A 12,564-nucleotide genomic window follows, 5' to 3' on the forward strand; every position below is an offset into this window, starting at 1 on the left:
AGGGTCAAACAGGGGATAACTGTGGCCCACGAACAAACAAGGAGCGGGGAAAGAGGCGAGATGCTCTCTTTCGGCGCGCAAATAGGGTGAAAGGGCGGTCATGAAAATTCCGAATCGAATCCAGCCCCTGGTGGATGATGGCCTGGTGGACGAGGTCGTCAGCCGGCTGATGAGCGGCAAAGAGGCCGATGTTTATGTGGTGCGTTGCGGCGACGAGATCCGTTGCGCCAAAGTCTATAAAGAGGCGTCCAAGCGCAGCTTCAAGCAGGCTGTGGTCTATCAGGAGGGGCGCCGGGTGCGCAACAGCCGCAATGCCCGGGCCATGGAGAAGGGCTCAAAATACGGTCGCAAACAGCACGAGGAGGTGTGGCAGAACACCGAGGTTGACGCCCTGTTCAAGTTGGCGGCCGCGGGTGTGCGGGTACCCAGACCTTATGTCTGCCTTGATGGCGTCTTGCTGATGGAGCTGGTGACCGACGCCGACGGCAATGTCGCCCCCCGTCTCAACGATGTGGCCCTCTCCCGCGAGCAGGCACTCATCGATCACGGCAAGGTGATCCGCTACGTGGTGCGCATGCTCTGCGCCGGCCTCATTCACGGGGACCTCTCCGAATTCAACGTGCTGGTGGACGAGCAGGGCCCCGTCATCATCGATCTGCCCCAGGTGGTGGATGCCGCCGCCAACAACCAGGCCAGGGCCATGCTGGAGCGCGACGTCAACAACATGCGCAACTACTACGGCATGTATGCCCCCGAGCTTCTCAAGACCCGGTACGCCGCCGAGATGTGGGCGCTGTTTGAAGAGGGAAAATTGACTCCGGATAGCGAGCTGACCGGCCTGTTTGAAGAGAGCACGGCTGCAGTCGATCTCGATGCCGTGCTGCACGAAATCGAGAGCGCTGAGGAGGAGGCGCTGGCCCGCCAGGCGCGGATGCGAGCCGAACAAGAGGGGAGTTACTGACCCCTGCCTTGTCACCTAAAAGAGCGCCATCAGGCGCTCTTTTTGTCGGGCGGGTCACGGGCAATTGACGTCTAGACAAGATCACATTGCGAAGTGTGTCAGTCAGCCCGTTCGGGCAGTGCCATGACATTCGCCTGACGCCCCAGATGAGCCAGCAGGTGGCGCACATCGTCGAGCTTGAGGATCAGGGTAGCGGTATTGACCAGCGGATGGCACTGCACCTGCTCGGCCTGCCAGATGGTCTCGTCCACCACCAGCTCCACCGCTTGTGCCGTGTCGCGCACCACGGCCAGCAGGGTCACCGATCCCGGGGTGAGGCCGAGGGCGGCTTCCAGTCGCTCGGGGGAGCCAAAACTCAGGCGCTTGACCCCGAGGCGAGCGGCCAGCGCCTTCAGATCGACCCGGATCGCCTCCGGGGCCACCACCAGAAACAGCCGCTCGCTTTTCGGATCGCGCAGGAAGAGATTCTTGGTCTTGGCGGCGGGCAGGTCGGGCAGCAGGTCGCTTGCTTCCTCGCAGGTGAAGACGGGAGCATGGTCGAAACGCTGGTAGGGGATGGCCAGCCGATCCAGCAGGGCATAGAGGGCCACAATGATCTCCTTGTGTTGAGGGTACCGATAGCTGAGTACCAAAGCCGGGCAGGGGGACGCAGGCAACCGTGCCGGCGTCGCAGGCGAAAGACCAGCTTACCAGCTCGCCCCTTCGCGTGCAGCCGCTCTGGCGATTGCGGGCCGATACTGTATGAACGTACAATACTCCCATTCCAGGACAGACCCCGTTAGCTTGCATGACCGAGTTCCAGCCCACGCCCCCGGCGATGCCCCCCCAGGAAGGTTTTATCCTGACCCGTCACGGGCGGGATGTACGTGGGCGCGGCGCGCAAGGGGAGCGCACCGAAATCGTGATGTGGCTCTGGAGCGAGCAGGGGCCGGTGCGGCTGGTGGTGCCGGGGCAGGAGCCGGTCTTCTTTCTGCCGCAAAGCCATATGGAAGAGGCCGCCGAGCTCTTCAAGGGGGCCGGAGTGAGCGGGCGGTTTCGCCGCCTGCCGATGCACACCTTCGATGGTCGCGCCGTAGTGGGCTGCTACTTTGCCACCCTGAGCGCCTTTCACCGCGCCATCGAACTGCTGCTTATTCGCGGGCTGGAGCACTTCGAGGCGGATATCCGCTTGCCTGAGCGTTTTCTCATGGAGCGCTTTATCACCGCCGGGGTGCGCTTTGGTGGCAAGGCGGTGAGAAAAGGGAGTAAACAGGGTTACTGGGAGGTGCAGGAGGCGCGCTGCGCCCCTCAAGCGGTGACGCCCGCCCTCTCCTGGGTGTCGCTGGATGTGGAGTGCGCCATGGACGGGGCGCTCTTCTCGGTGGGGCTTTACAGCCCCGAGGATGCACGGGTCATCATGATAGGAGCCCCCGAGGCCGGTGCCGAGGAGTGGGAGACCCGGATCGAATGGGTGGTGGATGAGGATGCTTTGCTCAGCGCCCTGGAGGGGTGGTTCAGCCGCCACGATCCGGATCTGGTTATCGGCTGGAACGTGGTCAACTTCGACTTTCGCCTGCTGCTGCGCCGGGCCGAGCTCAACAAACGGCGGTTGCGGCTTGGGCGCGGGCGTGAGCTCTGCTTCTGGCGCTCCTCCCGCAGCGATCCCCAGACCGGCAACGTCATCATCCCGGGGCGCATGGTGCTGGACGGCATCGATACCCTGAAAAGTGCCACCTGGCAGTTTGCCAGCTACAGCCTGGATGCGGTGGCGAGCGAACTGCTCGGCCGCGGCAAGGACATCGAGGATGTGGCCAACCGGGGGGAGAAGATCACCGAGCTGTTTCACTCCGACAAGGAGGCGCTCGCCCGCTACAACCTGGAAGATTGCAAGCTGGTGTGGGAGATCTTCGATTTCTGCCACCTCATCCCCTTCGCCATCGCGCGCGCCTCCCTCACCGGCCTCGAGCTGGACAGGGTCGGGGGCTCGGTGGCGGCGTTTACCAATCTCTACCTGCCGCGACTGCATCGCGGCGGCTACGTTGCCCCCAATCTGCCCGCCGACGGGGGGCTCGCGAGCCCTGGCGGCTATGTCATGGACTCCAAACCGGGCCTCTATCGTCACGTGCTGGTGCTCGATTTCAAGAGCCTATATCCCAGCATCATCCGCACCTTCTGCATCGATCCCATGGGGCTGGTGGAGGGGTTGCAACACCCAGACCACGCCATTCCGGGTTTTCGCGGCGCCCTGTTTTCCCGCGAGCGGCACTTCCTGCCGGATCTTATCGCCACCCTGTGGGCGGCGCGGGATCGGGCCAAGGCGGCCAGCAACAAGGCGCTTTCCCAGGCCATCAAGATCATCATGAACTCCTTCTACGGGGTACTGGGCTCGGGGGGCTGTCGCTTCTACGATCCGCGCCTTGCCTCTTCAATCACCTTGCGCGGTCACAGCATCATGCAGCAGACCCGGGAGTGGATAGAGGGGCAGGGGTTCGAGGTGATCTATGGCGACACCGACTCCACCTTCGTCCATCTGGGGCGCGAGACCAGCGCCGAGCAGGCGGACGAGATCGGCCGACAGCTTGCCCGGATGATCAACGACAACTGGACGGTGCTGATCAGGCGCGAGTTCGATTTGCCTAGCCATCTCGAGATCGAGTACGAGACCCACTACCGCCGTTTTCTGATGCCCACCATTCGCGGGCTGGAGAAGGGCAGCAAGAAGCGCTACGCCGGCCTGGTGGCGGCGTCAGGAGGTCAAGAGGCTGAACGTCTGGTGTTCAAGGGGCTCGAATCGGTGCGCACCGACTGGACGGCGCTCGCCAAGCAGTTCCAGACCCGCCTCTATGAGATGGTGTTTCACGATGAGGATCCCGGCAGCTATGTGCGAACCATGGTGGACGAGACCCGGGCTGGCCGGCATGACGATCTGCTGGTTTATCGCAAGCGGCTGCGGCAAAAACTCGAGGAGTATCAGAAAAACGTGCCACCCCATGTGCGGGCGGCGCGCCTTGCTGATGAAGAAAACCTGCGCCGCGGTCTGCCCCAGCGCTACCAGCACAGGGGCACCATCGCCTACCTGATGACCCTTAATGGCCCCGAGCCGCTCGAATACCGGCGCAGCGCCATCGACTACGAGCACTACATCGACAAGCAGCTCAGGCCCATTGCCGACGCCATCCTGCCCTTTATCGGCGAGTCATTCGAGCGGATCTGCGGCCAGCAGCTGGACCTTTTCTAGGGGGCATTTGCCCCTTTCTCTAGCAGGCTCTTTACTTTCCAAGGATACTGTATAAAAATACAGTCAATCATCATGGAGAAGTATCCTATGCGTCTGGAAATCATCATCGACAAGAAACATCAGATCCCGACCTCCACCATGGAAGCGCTGCGCCAGGAGTTGCTCAAGCAGCTGGGGGAGAAGTTCCCGGATCTGCATGTACGGGTTGCCTCGGGCAGCACCATGTCCCTGACCGTCAGCCGCGCCAGCAAGGAAGAGAAAGAGCTGGCCGAAGCCATGGTGCAAGAGGTGTGGGAGAACGCCGACAGCTGGATGCCGGAGGAGAGCCTCGCCTCCTGAGCGGGCAAACGGCCTGGCTGATGCAGGGGCTGCATGGAGCTGAGATCAAAGCGTAAACAGAGGAAAGCACAACGAACGGAGACGCCTGCGGGGCGGTCGGTGTTGTCATACGGATTTCTCGCACCCGAGGGCACCCCTGAGACGACATCCCTGAAACAAAATAACGCAGCCATGGGCTGCGTTATTGTTTTGAGCGGATGGGGCAGGACACGGGTTGATGGTGACTCAGAGTCCGGCCCAGCTTTTCAGGCTTTGCTGCTGTACCCGGCGGTTGGCCTCGCTTATCTCCCCCTGGGTGCGCAGCGCTTTGATTGCCACGGGCAGGGCGGCTCTGACTTCCTCGCGGTTCATTCCCGCCTTGAGCGCCGGGTGGTAGGCAAGCTTGAGCAGCACATAGTCAAGGCCGGTCAGGAAGCTGTCGACACTGTGGTCGTTGAAGATGGAGGGAAATACCTTGTCGGAGTCGTTGGGCAGCCCCATCACCTGGGTGAACTCCTCCACCACGCAATCGAGAAAGCGGCCCTTGGCCCGGCTGTAGTCCACCGGAATGATGATGGTGGCACGGCTGATCTCGTGCTGCTTGTTGGTGGCGAAGTTGGCCAGGCAGAGCCCCTCCTTGAGGGCCATGTTGACAGACGGATCTCCGCCCATGGTGCGGTTTGCCCAGCTTCTCATCCGTTGGTAATCGGTCATGATCAGGGTCAGGTTGGGATTGTCGCTGACCAGGGTGATGGGGTGGCCTGTGATGCGGGCCAGATGGGCGGCTTGTACCTTGACCACTTCCGCCTGCAGCGGTTTGTCACCCGATTCGTTGACAAGCTTGAGGCGCACCGGTTGTTGCCAGCGGGCGAAGCGGGTCTGTTTTGCCTCGCCATACTCCCGCTCCATGGCGATGGTCATGAAGCTCTCGATAAGGTAACTGTCGCTTTGCCAGCGCTCGGCGGCACTCACGTGGGGCCAAGACAAGGAAAGCAGCAGGGCGAACCTGCGCCACCCTCCATGGGGAAGGGTCATCACTCGTTTTACAATGCACATCAATGCCATGATCTCCCCCAGCCCTCTGCCTGGCCGATCAGCGCCCGGCCCGCTCCAGATCCCGCCAGGTGAGCCAGAGCCTCAAATCAAACTCCAGTTGATGATAGTCCGGCTCCATGTGCTGGCAGAGCTGGTAGAAGCCCTTGTTGTGATCTTTCTCTTTGAGATGAGCCAGCTCGTGCACCACTATCATCTTCAGGAAGGCGGGGTGCGCCTCCTTGAACAGGGCGGCGATGCGGATCTCGTTTTTGGCCTTGAGCTTGCTGCCCTGCACCCGGCTGACATAGGTGTGCAGGCCGAGGGCATCCTTGATGACGTTGATCTTGCCATCGAACACCACCTTGGCCAGCGGCGCCGAGCTCTTGAGGTAGCGATTTTTCAGATCCATGGTGTAGGCCAGCAGCGCCTTGTCGCTCTGGATCTGATGACTGTCCGGATAGCGCTTGGCCAACATTTCCCCGAGTTTGCCCGCCGCGATCAGCTGCTGCACCTGGGCCTTGAGAGGCTCGGGATAGCCCCCCAGATAGGTCAGTTCCACCATGTGTGTCACCCGTTACATCCAAAAAGAGCGCCATTGTAGTCATCGCGAGCCGGCTTGCCTACCGCCGGCAGGCCGCGAAACGCAATGAAAAGGGCGGCCATCATGGCCGCCCTGGTTGTATCTGAGAGCCGTCAGCGTCTGCGATAGAGCCCCGGATCCACCTCTTCATACCGGCTTGTCAGGTACTGATAGAAGGCGAGGTGGGAGGGGGAGGTGGGCTTTTTCAGCTCCTCGCTCACCCGTTCCGGCTTGGCGATGATGAACTTGGGTTGCTGGCGCTGGATATCGGCCAGCACCCGCTCGCGCACGTCATAGGGCGGGTTGACGTTGGCGAAGAAGAGGTAGGCGGACGCCGGTTGGCGATCGGTCCAGAGATAATATTGCGGCTGGATACCGTCGACCCAGATCTTGTCGCTCGGGGTTGTTTCGGCTTTGATCCGATCGACCCGCACCTGAGCCGGTGGATTGAAGGGGCGCCCCTTCTGGGTGCCTTCCCAGGCGTTGTTGATCATCAGCATCAACATGGCCAGGGTGGCGAGCCAGGGGGTGGTGCTGCGCACATCCCAGGCACGCCACAGGGGCACCAGGATCAGCACAGGCAGCGCCCACAGCAAGCTGTTGCCGAGCACTTCGTTTACCCGCGCAAGGGACCACTCCTTGGTGCTCCAGCCATAGCCGAGCTGCTGGGCCAGCAGCCAGCTGGCGGTGAGCACCACAAGCGAGATGCACAGCAGTCCCATGGCATCTGCCTGCTGTTCGCTGCGATCCAGCAGCACCGCCAGCGGCAGCAGACCCAGCTGCAGGTAGAGCACATCGTAGTGATCGAACACGTGGCCGGAGACCGAGTTGGCGATCAGGGTGAACAGCACGCCAAACAGGGTGACCAGTAGCACGGGGAGGTACCACTCCTGGCGGCGGCCCAGCATCAGCAGGATGAAGGGGGGCAGCAACATGATGAGGCCGGTGCGAAACAGCCCGACGGCCCCGACGGCGGGGGAGACGCCGTTGCCGTAGCTCCCCTCGAAGAAGATGTCGAAGGCGTAGTATTTGAATGCTGCCAGCAGATCGTGCTGCTGGAAGTAGGCGTAGAGCGGGCCGCCGATGAGCGCCAGCCCCAGCAGGCTGGAGAGCAGCAGCAAGAGGGCGTCACGCCACTTCTCGTGCAGGCACCAGTGGCAGAACAGTACCAGATACCAGCCACCCCAGAAGGCGCCATTGTTGGTGCGCATCCAGGCGACGATGGCGAAGGTCAGTGCCGCCACCAGGGCAGGCCACCACTCGAAGCGCTTGTCCAGCAGCAAGGTGATGAAGGCCCACTGGGCGATGAGGGCCAGATGAAAGGTCCAGTCCTCGGTCATGTTGCCGTAGTAGTAACGGGTGCCGTAAAGCGCCAACACCGCCAGCATGGAGCCGAGGCGCGCCCGAAACGACAACCCCAGCTGGGCAAAGGCCTGCCAGCTTGCCAATAGCCCAAGCCAGCAGAGCACCCACTCCAGCGCCCAGATCCCGACGAAGCCGCCGAGGCGGTAGCCCAGCGCATCGAGGGCGAAGATCATCGGCCCCTTGATGTCGATCATGTCCCGGTAGAGTACGCCCCCCTCGCTCCACATCTTGCCCATGACGGCAAACAGCGAGGCGTCAAATCCTGGCGCCATGGCGTAAAACAGGGGGTTGCGCAAACTGAAGAGCAGCGCCAGCAGGGCAGTCATGAGCACCACGACGGGTTTGACGCCCGGGTTGACGCGAGGGGGAGTGAAACGAATGGAGTGAGTCATGAAGTCGCCTGCTCCTGCAGCTGGTCTTGAAAGCGGGCCTATCTTGCCGAGGCCGCGAGTCCGATGCAATGGGGCAGGCCCATGCAGGGCAAATATTCTCGTAAATGGCCTGATCCAACGGCGGATCAGGCCATGGCTCCCCGGTTGTCAGGGTGTAGCTGTATGGTATTCGACCAGCGGTGGCTGGATGGCGAGGGTCGACAGGTGACGGGCCCAGCGGATGAAGGCGTCCGCCAGGGTGATGCCCAGCTCCTGATTGTGCTGGGTCAGGGTACGGGCCAGCGCCGTGTAGCCCTCCTTGCCGGAGGCGGTATAGGCGCTCGATACTCCGCGATAGACCTCATCGGCCTCGACTGGCAGCCAGTTGCCGGGGGAATGCTCCCACTCCAACCGGGTGATGCGCGCCCCCTTGGGCCGCTCGGCCCGGTAACAGAAGCGCACCCCGGCAGTGTAGGGGAAGCTGCCGCTGCCATTGCCGGTCACACCGTTGTTGGTGGCGTTGTCAATCGCCCCCTCCAGTGCCTCCGCCAGCTCGTGACCATGGACCCGATAGAGGGTGAGGGGGATGGCGAAGGGGAGCAGACGCCCGGCGATATCGGCCTCGCTAAGGGGGCCCTGCTCCAGCGAGCAGCGCACGCCCCCTGCATTGTGCAGGGCAAAATCCACCTGACCGACCTGCTCGCGCGCCGCTGCCAGCATGGCCCGGGCGACCAGTGGCGCCACCTGGCTGCCGTTTGGCAGCAGGGCATCCGGCAGGCGCTGATGCAGCAAAGGAGTGTCGAGGTGGGTGACGATGCGTTGGGTCATGGTCTCGATCTCCGGCCGGTAGCGTCTGGCCAGATGCTGTTCCACCCTGGCATCCGGCTCGCAAAAGACCAACCCGGCGGGGACGTCACCCGCAAACGGCCAGGGCTGCCAGGGCAGCCACTCCAGTTGCCCTTGACTTTGCACCACGCGGCCCGCCTCGTCGAAGGTCAGCTCGCACACCCCGAGACAGAGGGCGCTGTGCCCCGCATGCAGGATGGCGACCCCGTTTTGCATCAGGGGATACTCCCCTTCGCTTGGCAGTCCCAGCGGCGCCAGATCCCCCAGCAGGCTGTGGGTGTGGCCGCCGATGATGAGGCTGAGCTGGGGGAAGCGTTCAGCCAGCTGTTTGTCCTGCTCCAGCCCGAGATGGCTCAGCAGCACGATATGATGGATCCCCTCTTCCTTTATCTCGCGCAGCACCCGGGTGAGGGTGTCGGCCACGGCACGAAAGCGGGTGTGGGGATCCGGGTTGGCGATGGCAGCCATCTGGGGCAGGGTGATGCCGAGCAGGGCAAACGGCACGCCGCCCAGTTCACGGCGATGCCAGGGCTGGTGCGCATCATAAAGGTGGGGCAGATCCCAGAGCCCGAGGGGCGTGTCGTCGGGCTCCTGGCTGTTGTCCAGGTTGGCAGCCAGCACGGGAAAATCGAGTTGGCGCAAAAACTCCACCAGGGGGCCATTACCCAGATCGAACTCGTGGTTGCCGATCACCATGGCATCGGGTTGCAACATGGCGATCAGGTCGGCGTTGGCGCGACCTTTGAAGCGGTTGAAATAGAGTGAGCCCTGAAAGGTATCGCCACCATGCAAGAAGAGGCTGGCCTGGCCTTGGCTGGCGGCCTTGGCACGCAGTTGGGTGAGCCGGGTCAGGATCCGTGCATAACCGCCGCACTGGGTGCGCCACTGGGGGTGACCGACGGGAGAGAAGCTGATCGGTGCGCCGTCGAAATGGGAGTGGCAATCACTGAAGTGGGCAAGTTGAACCGTAATACTCATCTCGGTCCTCCTTAGGGAAAGAGGCACCGAGTCTACTGCAACAGGGGGGCAAGATACCAGCCCGGCAGGCGCCGGGCTGGTGGGGGATCAGGCGGGGACCATGATCTGGGTGGCGAGGATCACCACCAGCAGGCCGACGGCGACCGGCATGCTGGTGCGTTTGACCACCTCGAACGGGGAGAGCTTGCCCATCCCCGCACAGGCGACCACCACGCCGGAGACCGGCGAGATGGTGCGGCCCAGGTTGGATGCCTGCAGCATGGGGATCACCAGGTACGCCGGGTTGATGCCCAGGCTGCTGGCCAGGTTGGGAATAAGCTCCACGAAGGCGTAGAAGGGGGCATTGCCCGAGCCGGTGGTGAAGGCCGCCAGGGTGGTGATCACCACCAGGGAGAGCATCATGATCAGGCCGCCCGAGCCCAGATCCTGGGCATGGGTCAGCAGGGTGTCGATGAAGCCGATGGTCATCAGACCCTGGGCGAAGACGCCGGCACCCACCAGCAGCATGACCACGCCGGCGAAGGCATCCGCCATGTTGCGCCAGCACACCTGCAGGCCGTCCAGCAGCTCCTTGCCGTTGCGCACGCGGATCAGCTCCAGCAGGCTGGCCAGCACCATGCACATGACGATGATGGTGACGATATCCAGCTGCGGTCCCCATTTGCCGTCAAACACCAGCACCCCGATGATGGGAGTGAAGGGGAGGATGGCGTAGAAGGCGGGAGCCGAGGTGATCAGATCACCCGGTGCCACAGGTTCGTTGTGTTCGCCGGATTTCTGATCGAGGTAGCGCTGCCAGAAGAAGTGGGTCACCGCCATGCAGGCGATGGCCACCAGCGAGATGGGCAGGGTCAGCTTGAAGGCAAAGTCCAGCAGCGGCATGTTGGCGGCCTGGGCCGCCATTACCACGTCACCGGAGGTGGGGGCCAGAATGATGGCGGCCGGGGAGGCGCAGACGGCCGCCGCGGCGCCACGGGAGATCCCCATGTTGACCATCAGCGGGAACAGGGTCGCCATCAGCAATACCCCGAGACCGGTGGCCGAGCTGACCGCCAGGGACATGGCGCAGGCGACCAGATAGGCGGCGACCAGCAGGATATAGGGTGACTTGATGAAGCCGAGGGGCTTGCTGGCCAGCTTGACCAGTATGGTGTTGGCGCCAATATGGCTCATGTAGCCGGCAAAACCGCACAGCACCATGATCAGCATCCCCAGTCCACCCCCACGGTCATTGAGCAGGAAGCGGACGTATTCGAAGATGTCGGTCGCCAGGTAGCCGGTGCTGGCGACCTTGCTTGGCAGGACGGGTTTGCCCATCAGGGCGGTGACCAGCAGCAATAGCAGGCCACCGCTGAGCAGCACGCCGGTGGCGGAGTATCCCTTGAAGATGGCACGGCCCACCACCAGGGTGACCAGGGTGCCGATAACGAGTTCCAGCATATATAGCCTTATTGGGTAGGTGAAAGTGGCATAAGTCTATTCCTATGGGGGTAATCCCGCGACAACAAGCCGGTAGTAGTTTGCTCCACATCAACATTTCCCAGTGGAAACAGCATTTTAAAAGGATAATAGCACTTTACCTGGTGGTTATGACTGCCTAATCTGACTATCATTGTGTGGTTTTTGGGGTTTATGTATTTTGAAGTTGCAATTTTTCAGAATTAAACTCTGTTTAATTTGTGCTTGTTTGATGTTTATGCCAAATCGAGTGTTGGCAATGAACAACGACGGTTTTCACCAGACGGGTCCTTGTCAGGCGATCGCCATGCGACACCTGACGGCAGCCCGCGCCTACGGCGTGCTGATGGTCGCCGTGGGAGGGGGTCCCCGTTTCGCGGCCCTGATCACCGGCATGACGAGTGATGATTGTCTTTCCCGGCAGGCCATGCGAGTGGATGGGGTGGTGCTGTTGACCATCCCCCAATTTTATCCCCGGCGAGGTAAGCTTGGACTTTGCGAGTTGTGGTTAAGAGATCGGGCAGATCGCCGCTTTTTTGCCAACCGCATTGAAAATGATCATTTCATTCAGATAGATGGTCATGACATCAATGTGAAAAATTATCACCTTAGCTGGCGCAGAATAGCCGGATCCAGGCGATAAAATTGTCAATTTCACCCTTGGCGCCCAGGTGACTCACGGAACCTGTGAGCGGGCTCAGATTTCTGAACAATCATGGTATTGCGCAGCATCCTGGTCGCACATAGGCTATAGCGTTATCTATGTGGCACCCGTTTCGGCGCGGTTGCCGTTTCGCCCGTGCAATCAAGGAAGGTAGTCTGGCATGGTCAGCAAGTTTCATAACATGGTGGTAGGGATCGGGTTGTTGTTGCTGCCGCTGGCGAGCCAGGCGCAAACAGTCAGGCCGCAGGTGGTGCCCGAATCCCGCATCAATGTGCGCTTTTATGACGTCAATGCAACCAGCCCGGACCAACTGGCCAGCGCCATCGTTCAAAGTGCCCCCAGGGTGAATGGCAAGGTGGTACTGGGCAAGGCAAGTTATCAGGTGGATTGGCAGCTCGAGACGGAGCAGCTGCCGGGGCGCTGCCAGCTTACTCAGGTCACTGTCCTGACCCAGGCGACCGTGCTGCTGCCCCGCTGGAGCCAGAGCCGCAACAGCACGGGATCTGCCCGCGACGACTGGGCCAGGGTACTCTCCAGCATGTTCGAGTATGAGTCCCGCTTCAAGGAGATGGTGCAGCGGGGCAGCAGCCTGGTGGGCGGTGCCATCGCGGCCCTGCCGAGCCACGGCGATTGCCAGGCCTTGCGCTATGCCGCCTGGGCGGCGGGCAGCAAAGAGATGGAGAAGATCCGGGAGCGCATCGATGCGTTTCAGGAACAGACCGGTTATGGCGAGCGTTTTGGCGTGCGCTGGCCCAATTAATGGATTGATAC

At 61.8% G+C, this 12,564-nt stretch carries 11 protein-coding genes; 5 read left to right on the plus strand and 6 right to left on the minus strand.

The window, feature by feature from the left end:
• Positions 1-100 precede the first annotated feature (100 nt).
• A complete protein-coding gene (locus tag ACB034_RS02280; protein ID WP_042069208.1) occupies positions 101-961 on the plus strand; it encodes a PA4780 family RIO1-like protein kinase in 861 nt (286 codons plus the stop codon).
• A 98-nt stretch (positions 962-1,059) separates the two neighbouring features.
• Here ACB034_RS02280 and ACB034_RS02285 read toward each other — a convergent pair whose 3' ends face one another.
• Positions 1,060-1,551 (minus strand): prolyl-tRNA synthetase associated domain-containing protein, encoded by a 492-nt coding sequence (locus tag ACB034_RS02285; RefSeq protein WP_371171976.1) that lies wholly within the window; start codon positions 1,549-1,551, stop codon positions 1,060-1,062.
• A gap of 197 nt (positions 1,552-1,748) precedes the next feature.
• Between ACB034_RS02285 and ACB034_RS02290 the strand changes: the two genes are divergently transcribed.
• A complete protein-coding gene (locus ACB034_RS02290; protein ID WP_371171977.1) occupies positions 1,749-4,178 on the plus strand; it encodes a DNA polymerase II in 2,430 nt (809 codons plus the stop codon).
• Between the two features lie 87 nt (positions 4,179-4,265).
• Positions 4,266-4,517, plus strand: coding sequence for a DinI family protein (locus ACB034_RS02295; RefSeq protein WP_201939772.1), 252 nt, complete (start codon positions 4,266-4,268; stop codon positions 4,515-4,517).
• A 225-nt stretch (positions 4,518-4,742) separates the two neighbouring features.
• On the opposite strand, the gene ACB034_RS02300 is transcribed toward ACB034_RS02295, so the two are convergent.
• The 5 genes from ACB034_RS02300 to dcuC all read right to left on the minus strand — a co-directional run bounded on the left by ACB034_RS02300 (position 4,743) and on the right by dcuC (position 11,111).
• A complete protein-coding gene (locus ACB034_RS02300) occupies positions 4,743-5,552 on the minus strand; it encodes a DUF2927 domain-containing protein (RefSeq protein ID WP_371172068.1) in 810 nt (269 codons plus the stop codon).
• Positions 5,553-5,589: 37 nt separating this feature from the next.
• Positions 5,590-6,093 carry a M48 family metallopeptidase gene (locus ACB034_RS02305; RefSeq protein ID WP_225632560.1) on the minus strand — a complete coding sequence of 168 codons (504 nt, stop codon included), beginning with the start codon at positions 6,091-6,093 and terminating at the stop codon, positions 5,590-5,592.
• 131 nt (positions 6,094-6,224) lie between these two features.
• The gene (locus tag ACB034_RS02310) at positions 6,225-7,868 is read right to left on the minus strand and encodes a hypothetical protein (protein WP_224209737.1); all 1,644 of its coding nucleotides are present in this window, start codon (positions 7,866-7,868) and stop codon (positions 6,225-6,227) included.
• 147 nt (positions 7,869-8,015) lie between these two features.
• A complete protein-coding gene (locus ACB034_RS02315; RefSeq protein WP_371171978.1) occupies positions 8,016-9,671 on the minus strand; it encodes a bifunctional UDP-sugar hydrolase/5'-nucleotidase in 1,656 nt (551 codons plus the stop codon).
• An 87-nt stretch (positions 9,672-9,758) separates the two neighbouring features.
• Positions 9,759-11,111: an anaerobic C4-dicarboxylate transporter DcuC gene (dcuC, locus tag ACB034_RS02320; RefSeq protein ID WP_026456207.1), complete on the minus strand. Its 1,353-nt coding sequence runs from the start codon at positions 11,109-11,111 to the stop codon at positions 9,759-9,761.
• Positions 11,112-11,388: 277 nt separating this feature from the next.
• On the opposite strand from dcuC, the gene ACB034_RS02325 reads away from it, so the two are divergent.
• Together ACB034_RS02325 and ACB034_RS02330 are read left to right on the plus strand one after the other, a co-directional pair.
• Positions 11,389-11,772: a hypothetical protein gene (locus tag ACB034_RS02325; protein ID WP_371171979.1), complete on the plus strand. Its 384-nt coding sequence runs from the start codon at positions 11,389-11,391 to the stop codon at positions 11,770-11,772.
• 181 nt (positions 11,773-11,953) lie between these two features.
• On the plus strand, positions 11,954-12,553 hold the full coding sequence (locus ACB034_RS02330; RefSeq protein ID WP_026456209.1) for a DUF922 domain-containing protein: 600 nt from the start codon (positions 11,954-11,956) through the stop codon (positions 12,551-12,553).
• The last annotated feature ends 11 nt before the right edge of the window (positions 12,554-12,564 follow it).

It is taken from the genome of Aeromonas sp. S18(2024) (assembly GCF_041402525.1).
Classification (GTDB): domain Bacteria; phylum Pseudomonadota; class Gammaproteobacteria; order Enterobacterales; family Aeromonadaceae; genus Aeromonas; species Aeromonas enteropelogenes.

Bases quoted from the DNA above. Each gene is read 5' to 3' on its own strand.
- ACB034_RS02280 (WP_042069208.1), top strand. From the start codon at position 101: ATGAAAATTCCGAATCGAATCCAGCCCCTGGTGGATGATGGCCTGGTG.
- ACB034_RS02290 (WP_371171977.1), top strand. From the start codon at position 1,749: ATGACCGAGTTCCAGCCCACGCCCCCGGCGATGCCCCCCCAGGAAGGT.
- ACB034_RS02295 (WP_201939772.1), top strand. From the start codon at position 4,266: ATGCGTCTGGAAATCATCATCGACAAGAAACATCAGATCCCGACCTCC.
- ACB034_RS02300 (WP_371172068.1), bottom strand. From the start codon at position 5,552: ATGTGCATTGTAAAACGAGTGATGACCCTTCCCCATGGAGGGTGGCGC.
- ACB034_RS02305 (WP_225632560.1), bottom strand. From the start codon at position 6,093: ATGGTGGAACTGACCTATCTGGGGGGCTATCCCGAGCCTCTCAAGGCC.
- ACB034_RS02310 (WP_224209737.1), bottom strand. From the start codon at position 7,868: ATGACTCACTCCATTCGTTTCACTCCCCCTCGCGTCAACCCGGGCGTC.
- ACB034_RS02315 (WP_371171978.1), bottom strand. From the start codon at position 9,671: ATGAGTATTACGGTTCAACTTGCCCACTTCAGTGATTGCCACTCCCAT.
- dcuC (WP_026456207.1), bottom strand. From the start codon at position 11,111: ATGCTGGAACTCGTTATCGGCACCCTGGTCACCCTGGTGGTGGGCCGT.
- ACB034_RS02325 (WP_371171979.1), top strand. From the start codon at position 11,389: ATGAACAACGACGGTTTTCACCAGACGGGTCCTTGTCAGGCGATCGCC.
- ACB034_RS02330 (WP_026456209.1), top strand. From the start codon at position 11,954: ATGGTCAGCAAGTTTCATAACATGGTGGTAGGGATCGGGTTGTTGTTG.